The organism is Marinobacter sp. tcs-11 (assembly GCF_002049515.1).
GTDB classification, from domain to species: Bacteria; Pseudomonadota; Gammaproteobacteria; order Pseudomonadales; family Oleiphilaceae; genus Marinobacter; species Marinobacter nauticus.
Genome location: NZ_LLYU01000001.1, coordinates 168460 through 188057 on the forward strand (window position 1 = coordinate 168460; position 19598 = coordinate 188057).

Sequence of the window (19598 nt, forward strand, 5' to 3'; positions counted from 1 at the left end):
AAACCTTTCTCCAGCCCGCCCCATTCCGGTGCCAAGGTACACCAACCGGACAGACAACTGCTATAGTTTGGCCAGACTCCGGAAACGGCGGCACCGCAATCGCCGGCTTCAGAACAAGACCGATTAACCCTGGAGAGCCCATGCAGGCCGAGCTGCTCGACATCCGCAACCACATCGCCCAACACGCTCCCTTCGACGAAATGCCCGAAGAACTGCTCGACCGCATCGTCACTGGCATCGAAGTGGCCTATTACCGGGCCGGCACCCAGATCCTTGAGCTGGGCCAGCAGAACTACTGGTTGCACTACATCCGCAGCGGTGCGGTGGAAATCTTCCGGCGTTCGGGCGAGCTTTACAACCGCATCGGTGAGGGCGAAATCTTTGGCCAGTTTGGCCTGCTGCGCAATCAGAAAGTGCGCTTTCCGGCCAAAGCCATCGAAGACTGCCTGATCTACAAAATCCCCTACGAGACCTTCCAGCATCTGTGGGAAAACGACGAGAACTTCGCGGATTTTGTCGAGATTGAAGACCACAGCCGTCTGCGTTCGGCGGTCTCGCGCCGGCACAAATCCAACGAACTGATGTCCGCCAAGGTCACCCGGCTAATTGCCCGCGAGCCAGTCTCCGCCCCGACCACCGTGCGCCTTCAGGAAGCCGCCCGGATCATGACCGACAACGGCGTGTCGGCACTGCTGCTGATGGACGAAAGTGGGGATTCGCCCCGGCTCAAGGGCATCATCACCGACCGGGATCTGCGCACCCGGGCGGTCACCAACGCACTGCCATCAGAAACCCCCATCAGCGAGATCATGTCCGAAGGGCTGATTACCATCAGCGCCCGCAGCTACATCTTCGAAGCCATGCTTACCATGCTGCACAATAACGTGCACCATCTGCCAGTGATGGAAGACCATGAAGTGCGTGGCGTAATCGCGCTGTCCGACATCGTCAAATACGAGAGCCAGAGCAGCCTGTACCTGGTGAGCAACATCTACCACCAGAACGACGTCAAAGGCCTGAAGAAAATCAGCCGCGAAGTGCGCGACAGCTTCGTGCGCATGGTGAATGAAGACGCCAATTCCCACATGATCGGCAGCGCCATGGCTGGCATCGGCCGAAGCTTCAGTCAGCGCCTGTTGGAGCTGGGCGAGGAAAAACTCGGCCCGCCACCCATCCCGTATTGCTTTATGGCTCTCGGCTCCATGGCCCGGGATGAACAGCTGGTGGTTACCGACCAGGACAACGCCATGGTGCTGGACGACAGCTTCATTCCGGAAGAGCACGACGAATACTTCCTGGCCCTGGCCAAATTTGTCTCCGACGGCCTGGCTGAATGCGGCTACACCTACTGCACCGGTGACATCATGGCCACCAATCCGAAATGGCGACAACCGCTGAGCGTGTGGAAGGATTACTTCACCGACTGGATCGACAACCCCAAAGCCGAAGCCCTGCTCAACAGCAACATCTTCTTCGACCTGGACGGCATCTACGGCGAAACCGACTATGCTGAACAGCTGAAAACCCTGATCGTGAACAAGGCCAGCAACAGCCAGCGCTTCCTTACCTTCCTGGCCCGCAATGCCCTGAACCGCACGCCGCCCCTGGGCTTCTTTCGCACCTTCGTCCTGGAAGAAGACGGCAAACACCAGAAAACCTTCAACCTCAAACGCCGCGGCACCGCACCGGTTTCTGACCTCATCCGGGTGCACGCCCTGGCCTGCGGTTCCCGCTCCCAGAACTCCTTCGAACGCCTGCGCGACATCGCCAAAACCAAACTCATGCTGGACGACGACGCCGGCAACCTGCGGGATGCCCTGGAATTCATCTCCATCGTCCGCATCCGCCATCAGGCCCTGGCCATCGAAGAGGGCCGCGAACCGGACAACAACGTGCGCCCGGAAGACCTGTCGCCGTTCGAACGCAGCCACCTGAAAGACGCCTTCCAGGTGGTCAGCAATGCCCAGAAATTCCTGCGCTTCCGCTACAACGCCGGAGGGGCCACCAGGAATGTCTGACAGCATTAAAAGCGGAAACAGCAACCAGAACTGGCCAGAGAATTACCGCAAAGGCGCCGAACAGGCAAAAGACGCCAGAATCCGCGCCTTCTACGAAGCCGGCTGCCCCAGTCCGGACACGCCTGTCCGGGATGTCCCGTTACTGGCCCTGGACTTCGAGACCACCGGCCTGGAAGCCGACCAGCATTCCATCGTCAGCATCGGCCTGGTGCCCTTCACCCTGGAAGGCATCCAGCTCGGCCAATGCTGGCACCAGGTGGTTCGCCCCAGACTGCCCCTGCACAAAACCTCGGTGACCATCCACGGCATTACCCACAGCGAAATCGAGAACGCCCCGGACCTGGAAGACGTACTCGACCCGCTGTTCGAACACCTCAACGGCCGAATCCCCGTGGTGCACTACCGCAACATCGAACGCCCGTTCCTGAATACCGCCCTGCAATGGCGCCTGAACGAACAACTCCGCTTCCCGGTCATCGACACCATGGCCATCGAAGCGCACCTGCACCCAAACCGCAATCCCAGCCGCTGGCAGCAACTGATGGGCAAAAAACCGATCTCCATCCGCCTGGCCGACAGCCGGCCCCGCTACGGCCTGCCCCACTATGCCTCCCATAACGCCCTGATCGACGCCATTGCCACTGCAGAGCTACTGCAGGCCCAGATACTTCACCACTTCAGCCCCGATACGCCCATTGGCGATCTGTGGGTGTGATTCAACAAGCGCTCTGATAACAACTCCAGGTTTGGTATGAGCAGCCGGGGTGTCCCCTCCAAAAATTTCGGAGGCCATGGATGGCCGGAGAGAAGCGCACATGGATGTGCTCGTAGCGGTTTTTGGAGGGGACACCCCGGCTGCTCATGCACCTCACCATGCGGGCTATAAACCAGACTCGTGGACTGCCAGCCATAGCCCCAAGCCCCGGCAACCGATAGAATGTCCCCAAACCAGCCAAAGGGACCGAAGTGACCACACCAACCGCCAAAACCACCCCCCTGGACGCCTTCCGCCGCGCCAGAAGAATGTGGCTAAAAGGGGAAAAAATCAGCCTGGCCGCCCTCGCCGACGACCTCCACATCGGCCGCGCCACCCTGTTCCGCTGGGTTGGTAACCGCGACCTGCTGATTGGTGAAATTCTGTGGTCCCTGTACGAGCCCCTGTACAAAGAAGCCCGCGCCGTTACCCCCGGCCATGGCGTCGACTACGTGGTGGGCGTGTTCCGCCACATCAACATGACCATCCTGCACTTCGCCCCGCTGCGAAAGTTCCTGCATCAGGACCCGGAATACGCCCTGAAAATGCTCACTTCCTCCCACTCCACGCTGCACGCCCGCACCGTGGAAGTGAACACCCGCCTGCTCAAAGACGAAGTGCGCGCCGGCCACCTGAGCCCACCCATGAACATCCAGAGCTTGTCCTACTTCATGGTACGAATCGCCGAGTCCTGCCTGTACAGCGACATCATTGGCGGCCGCGAACCCCGCGATGAAGAGCTTGAGGATGCCTGCACTGCCGTGCGCATATTGCTGGGCGGAAAGGTCTGAGCTCCTGATACCGCTGGAAACCTGGCCAGCCTGGGATTACTCTTTGCTGACAGTCACAGGAAATCACCAGCAAGGAGTGCACCATGAACCACCGCAACACCCAACCGCGCCTCAACGTGCTGCAAGCCGGCCTGCTGCTACTCAGCCTGGCTCTGGCACCGTTAGCGCACAGTGAAAACCTCACCGAGGACGATGTCACTTCCTTCATCGCCAGCATGGAAGCCATGCAGCCCCTGATCGACAAGCATCAGGACTTCATCGAATCCATCGAAGATCCAGCCGACGATGAGCGGGAAGTGGATTTCGCCCGGATGATGTCCTCGATGGTGGACGAAGTGAAAGGCCACGAAATGTACGATGACCTGGACGACCTGGTCGATGACTTCGGATTCTCCAGCCCGGAAGCCTGGGCCCGCAAAGGCGACCGCATCGTCAGCGCCTGGTTTGCCATTGAAATGGAAGCCCAGCCCGACATGGCTCCGGATATCGCGGAGATGGAGCGCGCCATTGCCGAGATGGAAAACAATCCCGACATGCCCGAAGCCGCCAAAGCCCAGATGCGCGAAATGATGGAACAGATGATGGTGACCGTCAAAAGCGCATCCAGTGCGGCGAAGCAAGTGAGCGATGCCGACAAACGTGCTGTCCGGCCCCACGTAGAACGCCTCAAGGATGTGATGGAGCAGGACGAGAGCGACTACGAATAACATGCTCCCCAAAAACAAAACCCCGGTACTGTCACCAGCACCGGGGTTTCTTTTTGCTGCCTGAGCAGCGAACGATCAGGCTGTCAGGTTGTAAACAAACACGATCGCCACGGCAATCGGCGTCACAAACCGGATCAGGTTGTACCACAGGCTGAACGCGCCACCCTGCAGCGCCAGGTCGCTCTTCAGCGATTCCTTGGCCACAAACCAGCCTACGAAAATGGCGGTCAGCAGGCCAGACAGTGGCAGCATGATGTTGGCGGTGAAGTAGTCCAGCAGGTCGAACACCGTCTTGCCTTCAAAGGCGGCGAACATGCCCAGCGGCGTCACATCAGACCAGACGTTCAGGGACAGAATGGAAACAATGCCCAGCGCCCAGCACAGCACGCCCACCAGAATAGCGCTGCCGGTGCGGGCCAGGCTGGTTTTCTCTTCAACCCACTCAACTACCGGCTCCAGCAGGGAAATGCCAGAGGTCCAGGCAGCAAACAGCAACAGAACGAAGAACAGGGTGCCGAACAGGCTGCCCATGGGCATGTTACCGAACGCCAGGGGCAGGGTCTGGAAGATCAGACCGGGGCCGGCACCGGCTTCCAGGCCGTTGGCAAACACCACCGGGAAAATGGCCAGGCCCGCCAGCAGTGCCACCACAGTATCCATGATCGCCACACTGACTGCGGTGCGGCCGATGGAGACATCACGGCCCAGGTAGGAACCGTAAGCCATCATGATGGCCATACCCAGGCTCAGTGTGAAGAAGGCGTGCCCCAGGGCAACCAGTACGCCTTTCACCGTCAGCGCCTCAAAATTCGGGGTGAACAGGAAACTAACCGCCTCGCCGAAATGGCCGGTCGTCGTCGCATAACCAACCACCAGCAACAGCAACAGGAACAGCGCCGGCATCAGGATGGTGACTGCGCGCTCCAGGCCGCCTTTCAAGCCCCGGGAAACCACCAGCACCACCAGCGCCATGAACACCGTGTGCCAGGCCAACAGCTGAATCGGGCTGCCCAGCAGGCCACCGAACAGCTCGCCCACAGATTCTGCAGTACCACCGGTGAAATCGCCCATGGCCGCGTGGCCAATGTAGGAGGCCGCCCAGCCACCGATGACCGAGTAGAACGACAGAATGATAAATGCAGCCAGCATGCCGACAATGGCCGAGACTCGCCAGGCCGGCGACGCCAGGTTGCGCTCCGCCACCAGCCGAAAACTGGTAATGGGGTTATGACGACCATTCCGGCCGATAAACACTTCCGCCATCATGATAGGAATACCGATGATGGCAATACAGAGCAGGTACACCAGAACGAAGGCACCACCGCCGTTCTCGCCGGTGACATAGGGGAACTTCCAGATATTACCGAGACCAACCGCGGAACCGGTGGCTGCCAGAATAAACGCGAACTTGGAAGACCAGAGTCCGCGAGCCCCGTTCCCGCTGTCTGCTGCGGAGTTGGACTGAGTCATGTGTTTGCTTCCTGTGCTTTTGGCTGAGGAAAATACGAATTGTCAGATCGCCCGGCACACGGCGTGCGGGCTATTGGGGCGGGATTCTGCCAGCACTGGCGGCATGATGCCAGTGCTGAGGGGCGAGCGCCGGGACAATTCATTGTTCCCGGCGCGGCCCGGGAATGCTAATCAGCGGGTTTTACTGACAAATCGGACAATCAGGTCTTTCGGACCGCCTGCCACCTAGACACAAAAATCTTTAACTACCTCGTGTATGCGTACCGTCGACTACCGGGTCCATTGGCCCGATAAAATTTAACGGCGACAGCTTAGTTATATATATATATCAATGAAATAGCGAATGGGTTACGCCGTGTCCTATTCGTGTAACGACAACAGGCCACGACGCTTTAGAAAATATTCAGGGAACTCAGGAGGATGCAACCAGCTTTGCCCTGGGATGATAGCGAGCATTCACCCACAGAGAGAATCCGATCACCACACCACCAACGGCCAGGCGCAGCAGATCTGCATCACGATTCCAGATCAGCAGATTGACCAGCAAGCCAGCCGGTACGAGGGCATTGTTCATCACCGCCAGGGTGCCTGCATCGACCTTGCAGGCACCGCGATTCCACAGGTACAGCCCCAGACCGGACGCCGCCAGGCCCAGCCAGCCAAGAATGCCCCACTGCAACGGTGTTGAGGGCAACTTGTCCGGGTTACCAAAAATCAGGAACGAGGGTAGCGCGATAACCAGTGCGCCCATGAAGAAGTAACCGAAAGTGCGATACCCAGGCAGCGCCAGAGGGTAACGTTGCATCACGTGCTTGTAGCCAACCTGGCCGGCAGCGAAGGTAAAGTTGGCCACCTGCAGCAGCAGGAACCCGGTGATGAAATCCTCACTGAGGCCATCGTACCGGATGATGCCGGCACCGAGTGTGGCAATGGCCGCAGCCAGCAACGCCACCGGTGAAAACCGGCGGGCCAGGGCATCATCCACCAGAGTCACGTACAGAGGCGTAAAAATCGTGAACAGCAGAACTTCCGGTACCGTCAGGTAACTGAACGAGCGATACAGGCACAGATAGGTGATGCCGAACTGCAGCATACCAGTCACCAGGATGCCCAGCTTCATACCGGAGGGAACACCGCGCCAGCGGGTAAACGGCAGGAACACCAGGGCTGCCAGCAAGACCCGGCTCAATACCGCGAAGTCGCTGTCTACACGGCCAGCCAGGAACTCGCCGATCAGGCTGAACGAAAAGGCCCAGAGCACGGTTACCAGAACCAGTAAGACCATTGATTGCATCACCCCTGTTGTATGCCGGGCGCCTACTTTACTGCTTTACGGTGGGTTTTGCAGCGGTGGCAAGCGGGGAAACCCCTATAAGCGGGAGTCTGCTGGTTGAGGTACCATGGCCGGTCCTGCACGAGTGCCACGTTACTATCCCGGAAAGACCAGAGCGCCATGGACGAAACCCATCAGCCATTACCCGAAGCCCGCCAGCCGCTGATTCAGCGCACGCTGGCCGAGTGGAAAACCCTGGCTATTCTGGGCGGCCCGATTCTGATTGCCCAGGTGGCGCAGATGGCCAATGGTGTGATCGATACCGTGATGGCCGGCCACGCCAGTGCCGAAGATCTCGCGGCCGTGGGTATCGGCAGCAGCCTGTGGATGCCCCTTTTCCTGTTCTTCATGGGCATGCTCGGCGCCTTGCAGCCGATTATTTCCGGCTACAACGGTGCCCGTACCACCCACAAGATCATGCCCGCCACCTGGCAGGGCATCTACATTGCGGCGGCCGGCACGGTGGTAATGGCGCTGTTGCTGACCAATGTCCACCCCGTCCTGGCCCTGCTGAAACTCGACCCGCACACCGCCGGCATCACCCAGGGTTATCTGGACGCCTTTGCCTGGGGCATTCCCGCCCTGCTGCTGATTAACGCCCTCCGGGGACTGACCGATGGCCTGGGTCATACCCGGGTCATCATGGCGTTTTCCGTGCTCAGCACCCTGATTAATTTGCCTCTGAACTACATCTTCATTTACGGCAAACTCGGGCTTCCCGCCATGGGTGGCATCGGCTGTGGCTGGGCCACATCCATCTCCAACGGTGTCGCTGCCATCGCCATGCTGATCTACCTGAACCGCAGCGAGACCTTCCGCCAGTTTCATCTGATTGCCGATTGGGTGAAGCCCGACTGGGCCGGCATTCGCTACATCCTGCGCATCGGCGTGCCCATCGGCTTCACCATCTTCGTGGAAGCCAGCATGTTTGCGGTAATTGCACTGTTCCTGGCGCCGCTGGGGCCAGTGGTGGTCGCCGGGCATCAGATTGCCCTGAATGTGGTGTCGCTGCTGTTCATGCTGCCACTGAGCATCGGCATGGCGCTGACCCTGCGGGTCAGCTTTCTGGTGGGTGCGAGGGCCCCGGATTCCGCCCGGCTGATCTCCCGCAGTTCGCTGATTCTGGCCTCGGCCATCGCGCTGCTGTTTGCCACTCTGCTGTTCGTATTCTCCGGCGCCATTGCCAGCCTGTATTCCGGCGATGCTGAGGTTCAGGCGGTCACCATTCGGCTGCTCACCTTCGCCGCCATGTTCCAGATTGCCGATGTTATCCAGGTAACCTGTATCAGCGCCCTGCGCGGCTACAAGGACACGCGCATTCCCATGTTCATCATGCTGTTTTCATTCTGGGGAGTGGGCCTGCCGCTGGGATATGTGCTGACATTTACCGACTGGGTATGGCCGGCGCTGGGCGCTGCGGGTTTCTGGGTAGGACTGACGGCCGGGCTGACCTCCGCCAGCCTGTTACTCGGCTGGCGCCTGTTTCATTACCAGCCTTCCACACCCGTTGATGAAGACACTCAGCCTGCAGCCGTGGGAACCGGCTCTGGCATGGGCTGACCAATATCCTCGGCATAGACAATCCGGTCACGCCCGGTTTCCTTGGCGGTGTACAGCGCGTTATCGGCCCGCCGGGGTGTTTCATGTATTTTCGGAGCACCTGCTGAAGATTGTTCATCACCGCACGCAGATTCACGCCATCAACGCCTGGCAGCAGCAATACAAATTCCTCACCGCCATATCGGAACAACTGATCGGAACGGCGGGTATTGCTCTCCAGCAGGGCCACCAGCTCGGTGAGCACATCGTCGCCCACGCCGTGGCCATATTCGTCATTGATCTTCTTGAAGTGATCAAGGTCCAGCAACACCAGAGCGTAGGGCAGGCCGGAACGCTCGGCATTGGCAGCGGCCACATCCAGCTCTTCATCCATGGAACGGCGGTTCTTTACGCCGGTCAGCGGGTCAATGGTGGCCAGTTGCTCCAGGCGCCTGCGCTGGCTGTGGTTGCGATGAGCAAAGACATAAGCGCAGGCACTGACCACAACGGCGGTCGAAGAAAACGACCACATCTGCTCCTGGCTACTGAATGCCAGCCCCACCACCATCATCGCCAGGATAGCGGACAGGTTGATACCCACGGCGATTCTCGGACCAACCAGGAAGAAAGAAGTGACCAGGCAGGGGTACAACCAGAATAACCCCGGATCACCCACGATGCTGCCCACTACCACAGCACCGTAGGATGAAATAATTGCCATGACCAGGCCCGTCCTGCGGGTATCTCCCGTTAACCAGGCATAAGCCATACTCGTCGCAATGCCGCCCAGGATCGCGCTATCCACCACACCCGCCAACAGGTTTCCCTGCATAAACCGCAGCACCGCAAACGGCGTGATGCCCACCAGCCCGCTGATGCCCAGCAAGGTAATGATGGATAAACGAAAATCGTTTTTCAGACGGTGAAACATGCAGCTCTGGATCCGACAAAAGTCTTATTTAGCATCCAAGAATAGCGCAAGCTTCTCAAACGGTCGTTCCAGGGCAACGATTCTTAACAAATCTACCACCAAAGGCGACATAACGTGACCTGCATCACGCTTTGCTTTTCTCTAATATTCCAATGTAATCCACTTTATAATCGTCCAGGCAACGATCATTAGCTTCAAACCTATTGGCCAGCCATACTATCGCGTACCGCCGGCAGAACCAGGAACATTGTGTCTAACTCACTGATAAGAATAGCCCCCGGGGCACTGACTATTGGCAAACCCCTGCCCTGGGACGTTTTCGACGCAGAAGGCAATATTCTTCTGCGCCAGGGCTATGTGATTCAGACCAACAGCCAGCTCGAGCAGCTGTTTGAAAGAGGGCGCTTCAAGCCCCGGAAGATCGAGCGACCGAAAGAGGAAACCTTTGAAGACCTGCGCCAGCGGAATCCGTTTGCAGAATACGGAGACTTGCTGACCACGCTGGAAGTCACACTTAACGCCATTACCTCGGAAGATCCCACCGCCCAGAAACGCCTGCTGGGTCTGTGTCGAATGCTGGATAAAACCTGCCAGGAGGCACCCGACGCCAGCCTGGCACTGGTGCACCTGTATTCCATCAGCCCCACCATCCATGAACAGATCCTGTTCTACGGCATCCTGTGCCATTCTATCGCACGCCAGTTCGGGCTGGAGGAAAAGCGGGCAACTGTGCTCACCGCCGCCGCGCTCACCGCCAACCTCGCGCTGGTGCCTGTGGCAGACCAACTCAACGCCTCCAATACGGTGTTGACCGATGATCAGCGGGCGGTCATTCGCAAGCACCCAGCCCGAAGCATTCAGGCGCTGACGTCGGCCGGCATCAATAACAAGCTGCTGCTACGTATCATTGCCCAACACCACGAACAGGCCGATGGCTCGGGGTACCCTGAAGGGCTCAGCGGTAGCGATATCCTTCCGGAAGCAGAAATCCTGGCCCTGGCCGAGCGCTATGTGGCGATGATCACCAAGCGCGCTTACCGTAACCGGATGAATATCACTGAGGCCCGCAAGCTCATCGCCACCCTGGCGGACGGCAAGTTCCGGCCGGCGATTCCACGCTCATTGCTACAGATACTTGGCGATCATCCGCCGGGCATGCTGGTCCGGCTGGTCAACAATGAGGTTGGTGTGGTCACCCGCCGGGCGGATCGTACCCGGGGACCTTTCGTGAAGGCGATATTCGGCCCCCGAGGCAATCGCTACAGCGGCACCTTTGAGCGCGATACCAGCCTGCTGGAATACAACATTCGAGCGCCGGAAGAGCCCGAGATCATGCCAACCATGGATTTCAGCATGCTCTGGGGCTTCCGCTCCTGACTCAGATCAGCCCCAGCGCCCGGGCATGATGGTTCAAGTGATCGTCAATGAACGAGGCGATAAAGAAGTAGCTGTGGTCATAGCCCCGATGCATACGCAGGTTCAGGTGATGATGAAACTTCTCACACACATCGGCCAGGGCATCCGGATTCAGCTGGCTGTCCAGAAACTCATCGGCCGTACCCTGGTCCACCAGTAGCGGCAGCCGTTCCTTTGCCGTCGGAATCAACATGGTGGCATCCCAGGCTTCCCACGCCGATTGATCGTCACCCAGGTATCCGCTAAACGCCTTCTGGCCCCAGGGGCAGGCCATGGGGTTGGCAATTGGAGCAAAGGCCGATACCGACTTGTAATACCCCGGGTTCTTCAAAGCCGCAATCAGAGCCCCGTGCCCTCCCATGGAATGGCCACTGACCGAACGTTCGCCGTTCAGCGGCAACTCGTTTTCCACCAGCTGCGGCAGCTCCTTGACCACATAATCATACATCCGGTAATGCGGCGCCCAGGGCTGCTGGGTCGCGTTCACATAGAAACCGGCTCCGGAGCCAAAATCATAGCTGTCATCCTCGCCGGGCAGATTCACGCCTCGGGGACTGGTATCCGGGCAGACAATGGCCAGGCCCAGCTTTGCAGCGAGTTTCTGGGCGCCGGCTTTCTGCATGAAATTCTGATCGGTGCAGGTGAGGCCCGACAACCAGTACAGCACCGGCACCTCTTTGGCCCGAGCACCCAGCGCCGCAGGAGGAAGAAACACCGCAAATTCCATGTCGCACTCCAGGGTAGCGGAGGTATGGCGATAGCGGCGGTGTTCCCCGTCGAAACAGACGTTGGTGGATAACAGGTCCATAGATCCCCCCGGAGTTAAAGATGTGGTTAGCGATCAGTCCTCAGCCCCGGCATAGCTGGGTTTGTCGATACTGAAACCGGACTTGGCAAATTCCGCCAGAATGGCAGTACGCGTTACGATACCAACCAGTTTGCCATGATCAACCACCGGGTACACTTTTGGCTTACCGGCTCCCAGATTCTGGGCCAGATCCACCACCGACATCTCCGGCGATACCGTCATCGGCTGCCGGAACATCACGTCATCCACAATGGGATCACCTTCGTGGTGGTAGTTGCTGACCAGCAGCGAGTGTATACAGTCCTGCTCCGAGACAAAGCCCAGCACACGGCGATGATCATCCACCACCGGCAAACCGGTAACATGATTGGCCAGAAGGGCTTTCACCACCCTGGTGACCGGCGTACCACAGCGTATCGGTTCAATGTGGTTCCACATCACTTCAGATATTTTCAATGAGCGCATCGACAACTTCCTTTCAGACAGAATAACGGTGCCCGATTGAGCACTTCCATACCCTAAACATAGGCAAAGCACACAGAAATGAAAAACCGGCGTTATGAAAACGGTTTACATCGGATAATTGTCGACTAAACTCAATGGGTTATGCCCTTTCAGGGCTCAATAATCCTGATTCATCCGTGGTAAACAGTGGGAGAACCCATGGAAGCCATTTCCAATTTTGTAAGTGAAATCAACGGACTGGTATGGGGCCCTCCCATGCTGGTGATGATTCTGGGCGTCGGCCTGTTTCTGAGTATTGGCCTGAAATTGATGCCGATCATGAAACTGGGCGCCGGTTTCCGCCTGATGTGGAGCGGCCGGGCCCGCGGTGACGAGGATGACGGCGATATTCCCCCGTTCCAGGCCCTGATGACCGCACTGTCTGCCACCGTGGGTACCGGTAACATTGCCGGTGTTGCCACCGCAGTCTTCCTCGGCGGCCCCGGTGCGCTGTTCTGGATGTGGCTCACAGCCCTGGTGGGCATGGCCACCAAATATTCAGAAGCCGTTCTGGCGGTTCGCTTCCGGGAAGTGGACGAGCGCGGCAACCACGTGGGCGGCCCCATGTATTACATCCGTAACGGCCTCGGCAGCAAGTGGGCCTGGCTAGGCATCCTGTTTGCGGTGTTTGCCTCTGTGGCCGCCTTTGGCATCGGTAACACGGTTCAGGCCAACTCCGTCGCCGATGTGCTGGAAACCAATTTTGGCCTGCCCCACTGGGTAACCGGTGTGATCCTGATGGTACTGGTGGGCATGGTACTGATTGGCGGTATCAAGCGTATCGGCCAGGTAGCCAGTGCGCTGGTGCCGTTTATGGCTGTGTCCTATGTGCTGATTGGCCTGATCGTACTGGCCATTAACGCCAACCAGATTCCGGAAGCCATCAGCATGGTATTCAGCTATGCCTTCAGCCCGGCTGCAGCCGAGGGCGGGTTTGCCGGTGCTGCGGTCTGGGCAGCCATCCGCTTTGGTGTGGCCCGGGGCATCTTCTCTAACGAAGCAGGTCTCGGCTCTGCCCCCATCGCCCACGCGGCAGCGCAAACCAAGAACCCGGTCAAGCAGGGCATGGTGGCCATGCTGGGCACCTTCATCGACACCATCATTGTCTGTTCCATCACTGGTCTGGTGATCATCACCTCCGGTGCCTGGACGTCCGGTGAAACCGGTGCCGCACTCACGTCCCTGGCCTTTGAAACCGGCCTGCCGGGCTTTGGTAACTACGTGGTGGCGATTGCCCTGGCGATCTTCGCGTTCACCACCATCATTGGCTGGTCTTTCTACGGCGAGCGCTGTATTGAATTCCTGTTCGGTGTGAAGGCCATTCTGCCTTACCGGGTACTGTGGATTGTGGCCATTCCGGTGGGCGCCACCATCAACCTGGGCTTTATCTGGCTGGTGGCCGACACCCTGAACGCCATGATGGCACTGCCCAACCTGATCGCCCTGCTGCTGTTGAGCCCGGTAGTGTTCCGACTGACCAGGGAGCACTTCGAGAAGCAGAAGGCTCTGGGCGTGGAGTAATACCCTGTCTATGCAAGACGCTCACAAGGATGTGAGCGATCCGTTGGATGCGCCAGATCAAGTCCCCCTTGTAACTGGCGCATCCATCACCACAGTTACTCGTATACACTGATCAGACAACAACGGCGGGCAACGCCGGCGCAATACACGAATTTGCCAACAACCGTGTCGAAGGAGAGTAAGTATGAGTCTGCGTCTTGGAGATACTGCACCCGATTTTGAACAGGATTCCACCGAGGGCCGCATTCGCTTTCACGAGTGGCTAGGCAATAGCTGGGGCGTGCTGTTTTCCCACCCGGCCGACTTCACCCCGGTGTGCACCACCGAGCTGGGCCTGACTGCCAAGCTCAAAGACGAGTTTGCCAAGCGTAACGTCAAGGCCATTGCCTTGAGTGTCGACCCGGTCGATTCTCACCACGACTGGATCAAAGACATCAACGAAACTCAGGGCTGCACGGTCAACTTCCCGATCATTGCAGACCACGACCGCCAGGTGTCCGAGAAGTACGACATGATCCACCCGAACGCCAACGACAGCCTGACCGTGCGTTCGCTGTTTATCATCGACCCGAACAAGAAGGTTCGACTGATCATCACCTACCCGGCATCCACCGGTCGTAACTTCAATGAAGTGCTGCGGGTAATCGATTCCCTGCAACTGACCGACGAACACCGCGTGGCCACACCCGGCAACTGGGAGAGTGGCAGTGATGTGGTGATTGTGCCGTCCCTGCAGGATGAAGATGAGATCAAAAAGCGCTTCCCGAAAGGCTACAAAGCCGTGAAGTCCTACCTGCGGATGACACCAGACCCACGCGCTAACTGGAGTGGTGACTGATCCACTCTGTTGCGTTGAAGTTATCCGAGGGCAGGTTCAAACCTGCCCTCTTCACCGGCACTTACCAATGTGCCGGTACCTGCCCTTCCCGAATCCTCTGAGGATGATCTCCGACATCGACCCGCGCCAATTCAGTCGCAGTATCGATATCAATCACTGACATCTGGTCGGTACCACTCCAGGAGACGTAACAACGGTCGCCCGCTTCATTGGTCGTTACCCAATAAGGCTTCTCGCCGAGGCCAGTCAGTAACTGATAATCAAACGTTTCGCGGTCCACGATCGCCAGGTAATCACTCATCGTACCTGCCACACACAGAGCATCTCCGTCGCCATTCATGGCAATGCCGTGGTGAGCCGAATCATTGATGTAGAGTTCCCGGGGCAGGTCCGGCACAAGATTGGGTAACTCGGCCAATCGGGTGACCACGCCTTCTTCCATGTCGTACTCCACAAAGCCGTGCAGGAACGACAACTGAAAATAGAAGAAACGTTCATCCGGAGTATGAGCCATGGGCCGGATGGCCGGGCTCAGCTTGCCCAGGCCGGCCGCCTTCAGCTTATCGGCAAAATCGAACTGTTCAATGATCTCCAGTGAGTTGGCATCCACCACCTGAAAGCGGCGCTCACCCTTGGTGAAATCCAACAGATTCTTGTCCAGCGGTGTGAATACATGGCCAATGCTGGCGTGGTAGATCTTGCTGCCATCCCGGGAATAGACATTCTCATGGGGAGAATTCCCGGTGGGGAAGCGACCAATCTCGTTCCCGGTATTCACATCCAACACGTGAACCACATTGCCGGTAGAGGCCGAAACTGCGACCCGGTTACCATCCGGTGACAGAGCCATGTGGTCGGAACGGTAGCCCTCTACCTGAAAACGCCAGGCGATTTTCCCGGTCCCGGTCTCAATGGCAACCACATCGGCAAAACTCGGACGGGAGACAATCAGCAGCCGGCCATCCGGGGAGCTGTACATATCGTCCACATACTGATCGTTACCTTCGCCAATCAGGTAACGTACCGCTTTGAAGAACACCAGTCGTATCGGGTTGAAGAGAATTTCAGTCATACGCTGGCGCTTGTCGGGGATGCCATTGATGCGCCCCAGGCTGGTATAGGTCTCGGCATCAATCACATCGATCATGCCTTCCCAGTTATTGCCAACAAAAATGACATCACGTGTGTTCTCCTGGGCCAGTGCTGGTGTACCGGCCAGCGCAAGAGACGACGCAAGCAGCAATGTCTGAATACCGCGGCGGGCACGAGACTGTTTCATTCGTATCATGGTGAGTTCTCCGAACTATTGTTTTTGCTATTTATCAACTCGGCGAACACTTGTACCTTTTTTGACCAATCGCGCACATGACGCAAGCGACAGCAACTGCGTCATTTCGGTCAATTCCAGGTATAAAAAAAGGACAGGTTTTACCCTGTCCTTTCGTGAGTGAGGCCTAACTGCCGGTATCAGAACGCCGGAACAACCGCACCCTCATACTTCTCCTTGATAAAGTCTTTCACCGCATCGGATTTCAAGGCATTGGCCAGCTTCTGCATGGCTTCGCTGTCCTTGTTGTCCGGACGGGCGACCAGAATGTTCACGTAAGGAGATTCGGAGCCTTCAATCACCAGAGCATCTTCAGACGGGTTCAGGCCCGCTTCCAGCGCGTAGTTGGTGTTGATCAGCGCCAGGTCCACCTGGTTCAGGATACGCGGCAGGGTCGCCGCTTCCAGTTCCTTGAAGTCCAGGTCTTTGGGGTTGTCGGCAATATCACGCGGGGTCGCAGTGATCTTGCTTTCGTCCTTCAGGGTAATCAAGCCCGCTTTCTGCAGCAACAGCAGAGCACGGCCACCATTGGTGGGGTCGTTGGGGATGGCCACAACCGCACCTTCTTTCAGCTCGTCCAGAGACTCGATCTTGCTGGAGTAGGCGCCGAACGGCTCCACGTGAACGCCGGTCACAGTCACCAGATTGGTGCCACGGCCGTCGTTGAACTCATCCAGGTACGGCTGGTGCTGGAAGAAGTTGGCATCCATACGCTTCTGATCAACCTGGATGTTGGGTTGCACGTAGTCGGTGAACACCTTCACATCCAGCTCCACACCCTGTTCCGCCAGGGCCGGCTTCACGAATTCCAGCAGCTCGGCGTGGGGTACCGGAGTCGCGGCCACGGACAGTTGTTCTGCCGAAGCAGCGGTCGAGAAGGTTGCAACAGCGGCCAGAGCCACCAGAGTTTTCTTCAGGTTCATAACAAATCTCCTGCGTTAATTATTTACGGCTGAAATACAGAACCAGGCGATCGCCCGCCATCTGCAACACCTGCACAAAGATCACCAGCAGGGCCACAGTAATCACCATGACGTCGGTCTGGAACCGCTGGTAACCGAACCGGATCGCCAGGTCGCCAAGGCCGCCGCCACCAATAACGCCAGACATGGCTGCGTAAGACACCAGAGTAATGGCCGTTACCGTAATGCCCGCGATAATGCCGGGAAGTGCCTCCGGCAGCAAGGCACCAAAGATGATTTGCCGAACATTCGCACCCATGGCCTGGGTTGCTTCAATAATGCCCCGGTCCACCTCCCGCAAGGAGGTTTCCACCAGGCGGGCAAAGAACGGAGCACCACCGGCCACCAACGGGGGAATCGCGCCGGCCACCCCCAGGGAGGTGCCGATCAGCATTACCGTGAACGGGATCATCACAATCAGCAGGATGATGAAGGGCACAGAGCGCAGCACGTTCACAATAAACGACAGGATGGCGTAGGCCACCGGCTGTTCCAGCAACTGACGCTTGCCGGTCAGGAACAACAGCACACCTATGGGCAAGCCAATCAATACGCTGAACAACAGCGACATGCCCACCATCACCAGGGTATCCCAACTGGCCCAGCCAATTTCGGCCCAGTCCACGTTCCCCATAAGGCTTTCCATCAAGGCTTCCATCAGCGCACCACCTCCACATGAACTTCAGCGGCTTCCAGCGCTTTCATGGCGACCTCCAGATCGCCGCCCACCAACGACAGGGTCAACTGGCCGTAGGGCGTGTCCTTGATGTGATCAATCCTGCCCGAGAGAATACTGAAATCCACACCGGATTCCCGGGCAACACTACCAAGCAACGGTTTGTACGTGGATTCCCCCTTGAACGTCAGTCGCAGAATACGACCCTCGGCTTTCTGCAGATCTTCCTGCAACTCATCGCGATCGACGTTTTCGCTTTCGAACACAAAATCCCGGGTGGTCGGGTGCTGGGGGTGCAGAAAGACTTCACTGACCGGCCCCATTTCCACCACACGGCCGGCATCCATCACCGCCACCCGGTCACAGACACGGCGCACCACATCCATCTCGTGGGTAATCAGCACAATAGTCAGGCCCAGTTCCTTGTTGATGTCCGCCAGCAGCTTTAGTACCGACTGGGTGGTTTGTGGGTCCAGGGCGCTGGTGGCTTCATCGCACAGCAAAATAGTCGGTCTGCAGGCCAGAGCGCGGGCAATGCCTACCCGCTGTTTCTGCCCGCCGGATAACTGAGACGGATATTTGTTGGCATGATCGCTCAGGCTCACCCGTGCCAGCAGCTCATCCACCCGACTGCGAATTTCAGCCTTGGAATAAATGCCCGCCAGCTTCATCGGGAAGGCAATATTGTCAGCCACCGTCTTGGACGACAGCAGATTGAAATGCTGGAAAATCATGCCCACTTTGCGTCGGAAGGCCCGCAACTCTGCGGCGCTGTAGCGGGTGATGTCCTCGTCGTCGATCAGGATGCGACCGCCGGTGGAGGGTTCCAGTTTGTTGATCAGTCGGACAAGGGTCGATTTGCCCGCGCCGGAGTGGCCGACGATGCCGAACACCTCACCGGTCTCGATGGTCATACTGGTGGGATGCAGCGCGGGGATCGCCCGGCCAGCCACCTGGTACGACTTTTCTACCTGGTCAAATACAATCACGATCAGTGCCTTGCAGATGCGTCGTTAAAACCGGCGATTATAGCCTATTCAGGGGGCAAACCCGAATCCCGCCCGGTGGCCGGCAGGTGGGTAGTTGCCCTTACACCAAAAGGTACCTGACAGACCCGCACCCAGGTCAGCACGGTCAGCCGGGCCATCACGCTGATCGGCTTTGATGCCGTGAAGTCCATGGCGATTTCGTCTCTGATTGTCGATTCCCTGCTTAAACGCAATGATCGCCCCCACATGCTGCGATGCCTGGCCAGGGCGATTCACGCCACGGTACAGGCCCGCTGCCTGATGCTCAAACGTACCGAGCACGCCCTTGAAGAAGTCTTTATCGGCGCTTTGCTGATGAACATCGGCGAGACACCCGCCGCCATCCGTGACCAGCTCAAGGTGAATGCCTAGGAGGCCACCAAAGTGGCGGTTTCTCTCGGCATCCCGCAAGTGACGGCCCTGCTGCCGGGCAACCAGGAGTCAGCCCCCGATGCCCAGGCCCCGGCCATGGACTCCGATCTGCAACTGCAGATTCTGCGGGAGCTGACCCAGACCCTGGCGGAAAAACCGGACATCAATGAGGTCTGCCAGTTAGTGATTGAGGGGATTCACCGGGCCATCGGCATGCAGCGCGTAGCCCTGTTGATGACCGACCGCTCCGGCGAACTACTGGTACCGCGCAAGGTAGGTGGCCGCGGCACCGAAGAATGGCGTGAGCACTTCATCATCAAGAAAGATGGCACCGGCCCGCTCGGGTCACTGCTACCCCATGGCCCCTGCGCCGTCTATGAACCGCGAAAGCAGACCGAAGGGGTGCCCTACGATCGCTGGCTGGGGAAAGTACCGGCGCTGACAGGTTCGCTGAAAGCCAAGGGCCGGTTGGTAGGTTTGTTCTACGCGGACAATGCGGCAGCAGGCTATGTGCCATCAGAACAACAATTGGCAGCGTTTGGCCACTTTATCCAGAACGCCCAGTTGTGTCTGACCCTGATGTCAGTACGCTGACATCAGGGT

Annotated in this window: 19 protein-coding genes and 1 pseudogene; 10 read left to right on the top strand and 10 right to left on the bottom strand. The window is 58.1% G+C overall.

The window, feature by feature from the left end; all coding sequences use genetic code 11:
• The first annotated feature begins 140 nt into the window (after positions 1-140).
• The 4 genes from ARC85_RS00735 (at position 141) to ARC85_RS00750 (ending at position 4270) form a co-directional block, all read left to right on the top strand.
• A complete protein-coding gene (locus ARC85_RS00735; RefSeq protein ID WP_286714154.1) occupies positions 141-2018 on the top strand; it encodes a putative nucleotidyltransferase substrate binding domain-containing protein in 1878 nt (625 codons plus the stop codon).
• The gene (locus ARC85_RS00740; protein WP_286714155.1) at positions 2011-2733 is read left to right on the top strand and encodes a 3'-5' exonuclease; all 723 of its coding nucleotides are present in this window, start codon (positions 2011-2013) and stop codon (positions 2731-2733) included. The genes ARC85_RS00735 and ARC85_RS00740 overlap by 8 nt, the downstream gene beginning before the upstream one ends.
• A 251-nt stretch (positions 2734-2984) precedes the next feature.
• Entirely contained in the window at positions 2985-3563 is a 579-nt protein-coding gene (locus tag ARC85_RS00745) for a QsdR family transcriptional regulator (RefSeq protein WP_011783819.1), read from the top strand.
• Positions 3564-3646: 83 nt separating this feature from the next.
• Positions 3647-4270 (top strand): hypothetical protein, encoded by a 624-nt coding sequence (locus tag ARC85_RS00750; protein WP_286714156.1) that lies wholly within the window; start codon positions 3647-3649, stop codon positions 4268-4270.
• A gap of 75 nt (positions 4271-4345) precedes the next feature.
• On the opposite strand, the gene ARC85_RS00755 is transcribed toward ARC85_RS00750, so the two are convergent.
• Together ARC85_RS00755 and ARC85_RS00760 are read right to left on the bottom strand one after the other, a co-directional pair.
• Positions 4346-5740 (bottom strand): sodium-dependent transporter, encoded by a 1395-nt coding sequence (locus tag ARC85_RS00755; RefSeq protein ID WP_011783817.1) that lies wholly within the window; start codon positions 5738-5740, stop codon positions 4346-4348.
• Between the two features lie 412 nt (positions 5741-6152).
• Positions 6153-7025, bottom strand: a complete 873-nt coding sequence (locus ARC85_RS00760; protein ID WP_041654451.1) for a carboxylate/amino acid/amine transporter — start codon at positions 7023-7025, stop codon at positions 6153-6155.
• 168 nt (positions 7026-7193) lie between these two features.
• Here ARC85_RS00760 and ARC85_RS00765 point away from each other — a divergent pair, with 168 nt between their 5' ends.
• Positions 7194-8633: an MATE family efflux transporter gene (locus ARC85_RS00765; RefSeq protein ID WP_153739775.1), complete on the top strand. Its 1440-nt coding sequence runs from the start codon at positions 7194-7196 to the stop codon at positions 8631-8633.
• A 145-nt stretch (positions 8634-8778) separates the two neighbouring features.
• Here the strand turns inward: ARC85_RS00765 and ARC85_RS19625 are convergent.
• Positions 8779-9543: pseudogene (locus ARC85_RS19625) on the bottom strand (GGDEF domain-containing protein); the annotation flags it as partial.
• Between the two features lie 249 nt (positions 9544-9792).
• On the opposite strand from ARC85_RS19625, the gene ARC85_RS00775 reads away from it, so the two are divergent.
• Entirely contained in the window at positions 9793-10920 is a 1128-nt protein-coding gene (locus tag ARC85_RS00775; RefSeq protein ID WP_153739774.1) for an HD-GYP domain-containing protein, read from the top strand.
• A gap of 1 nt (position 10921) precedes the next feature.
• On the opposite strand, the gene fghA is transcribed toward ARC85_RS00775, so the two are convergent.
• The gene (gene fghA, locus ARC85_RS00780) at positions 10922-11767 is read right to left on the bottom strand and encodes an S-formylglutathione hydrolase (RefSeq protein ID WP_153739773.1); all 846 of its coding nucleotides are present in this window, start codon (positions 11765-11767) and stop codon (positions 10922-10924) included.
• A gap of 33 nt (positions 11768-11800) precedes the next feature.
• Complete coding sequence (locus ARC85_RS00785) at positions 11801-12232, bottom strand: CBS domain-containing protein (protein ID WP_153739772.1); 432 nt, start codon at positions 12230-12232, stop codon at positions 11801-11803.
• 198 nt (positions 12233-12430) lie between these two features.
• Between ARC85_RS00785 and ARC85_RS00790 the strand changes: the two genes are divergently transcribed.
• Complete coding sequence (locus ARC85_RS00790; protein WP_022993418.1) at positions 12431-13792, top strand: alanine/glycine:cation symporter family protein; 1362 nt, start codon at positions 12431-12433, stop codon at positions 13790-13792.
• Positions 13793-13976: 184 nt separating this feature from the next.
• On the top strand, positions 13977-14630 hold the full coding sequence (locus tag ARC85_RS00795) for a peroxiredoxin (RefSeq protein ID WP_022993419.1): 654 nt from the start codon (positions 13977-13979) through the stop codon (positions 14628-14630).
• 61 nt (positions 14631-14691) lie between these two features.
• Here the strand turns inward: ARC85_RS00795 and ARC85_RS00800 are convergent, their stop codons facing one another.
• The 5 genes from ARC85_RS00800 to ARC85_RS00820 form a co-directional block, all read right to left on the bottom strand.
• Entirely contained in the window at positions 14692-15918 is a 1227-nt protein-coding gene (locus ARC85_RS00800) for a YncE family protein (RefSeq protein ID WP_206854073.1), read from the bottom strand.
• Between the two features lie 179 nt (positions 15919-16097).
• Complete coding sequence (locus tag ARC85_RS00805; RefSeq protein WP_011783807.1) at positions 16098-16880, bottom strand: MetQ/NlpA family ABC transporter substrate-binding protein; 783 nt, start codon at positions 16878-16880, stop codon at positions 16098-16100.
• Positions 16881-16899: 19 nt separating this feature from the next.
• The gene (locus ARC85_RS00810) at positions 16900-17577 is read right to left on the bottom strand and encodes a methionine ABC transporter permease (RefSeq protein ID WP_014420171.1); all 678 of its coding nucleotides are present in this window, start codon (positions 17575-17577) and stop codon (positions 16900-16902) included.
• Complete coding sequence (locus ARC85_RS00815) at positions 17577-18584, bottom strand: methionine ABC transporter ATP-binding protein (RefSeq protein ID WP_014420170.1); 1008 nt, start codon at positions 18582-18584, stop codon at positions 17577-17579. Before ARC85_RS00815 ends, ARC85_RS00810 begins: the two co-directional genes overlap by 1 nt.
• A gap of 44 nt (positions 18585-18628) precedes the next feature.
• Positions 18629-18775, bottom strand: a complete 147-nt coding sequence (locus ARC85_RS00820) for a hypothetical protein (RefSeq protein ID WP_286714157.1) — start codon at positions 18773-18775, stop codon at positions 18629-18631.
• On the opposite strand from ARC85_RS00820, the gene ARC85_RS00825 reads away from it, so the two are divergent.
• Positions 18765-18995: a hypothetical protein gene (locus ARC85_RS00825; RefSeq protein ID WP_286714158.1), complete on the top strand. Its 231-nt coding sequence runs from the start codon at positions 18765-18767 to the stop codon at positions 18993-18995. The genes ARC85_RS00820 and ARC85_RS00825 overlap by 11 nt on opposite strands.
• 12 nt (positions 18996-19007) lie before the next feature.
• On the top strand, positions 19008-19589 hold the full coding sequence (locus tag ARC85_RS00830; RefSeq protein WP_273030788.1) for a GAF domain-containing protein: 582 nt from the start codon (positions 19008-19010) through the stop codon (positions 19587-19589).
• The last annotated feature ends 9 nt before the right edge of the window (positions 19590-19598 follow it).

What these genes read in the sequence shown, in the direction of transcription:
- ARC85_RS00735 (WP_286714154.1), top strand. Translation starts at nt 141, where the DNA reads ATGCAGGCCGAGCTGCTCGACATCCGCAACCACATCGCCCAACACGCT.
- ARC85_RS00740 (WP_286714155.1), top strand. Translation starts at nt 2,011, where the DNA reads ATGTCTGACAGCATTAAAAGCGGAAACAGCAACCAGAACTGGCCAGAG.
- ARC85_RS00750 (WP_286714156.1), top strand. Translation starts at nt 3,647, where the DNA reads ATGAACCACCGCAACACCCAACCGCGCCTCAACGTGCTGCAAGCCGGC.
- ARC85_RS00755 (WP_011783817.1), bottom strand. Translation starts at nt 5,740, where the DNA reads ATGACTCAGTCCAACTCCGCAGCAGACAGCGGGAACGGGGCTCGCGGA.
- ARC85_RS00760 (WP_041654451.1), bottom strand. Translation starts at nt 7,025, where the DNA reads ATGGTCTTACTGGTTCTGGTAACCGTGCTCTGGGCCTTTTCGTTCAGC.
- ARC85_RS00765 (WP_153739775.1), top strand. Translation starts at nt 7,194, where the DNA reads ATGGACGAAACCCATCAGCCATTACCCGAAGCCCGCCAGCCGCTGATT.
- fghA (WP_153739773.1), bottom strand. Translation starts at nt 11,767, where the DNA reads ATGGACCTGTTATCCACCAACGTCTGTTTCGACGGGGAACACCGCCGC.
- ARC85_RS00785 (WP_153739772.1), bottom strand. Translation starts at nt 12,232, where the DNA reads ATGCGCTCATTGAAAATATCTGAAGTGATGTGGAACCACATTGAACCG.
- ARC85_RS00790 (WP_022993418.1), top strand. Translation starts at nt 12,431, where the DNA reads ATGGAAGCCATTTCCAATTTTGTAAGTGAAATCAACGGACTGGTATGG.
- ARC85_RS00795 (WP_022993419.1), top strand. Translation starts at nt 13,977, where the DNA reads ATGAGTCTGCGTCTTGGAGATACTGCACCCGATTTTGAACAGGATTCC.
- ARC85_RS00800 (WP_206854073.1), bottom strand. Translation starts at nt 15,918, where the DNA reads ATGATACGAATGAAACAGTCTCGTGCCCGCCGCGGTATTCAGACATTG.
- ARC85_RS00805 (WP_011783807.1), bottom strand. Translation starts at nt 16,880, where the DNA reads ATGAACCTGAAGAAAACTCTGGTGGCTCTGGCCGCTGTTGCAACCTTC.
- ARC85_RS00810 (WP_014420171.1), bottom strand. Translation starts at nt 17,577, where the DNA reads ATGGAAGCCTTGATGGAAAGCCTTATGGGGAACGTGGACTGGGCCGAA.
- ARC85_RS00820 (WP_286714157.1), bottom strand. Translation starts at nt 18,775, where the DNA reads ATGGACTTCACGGCATCAAAGCCGATCAGCGTGATGGCCCGGCTGACC.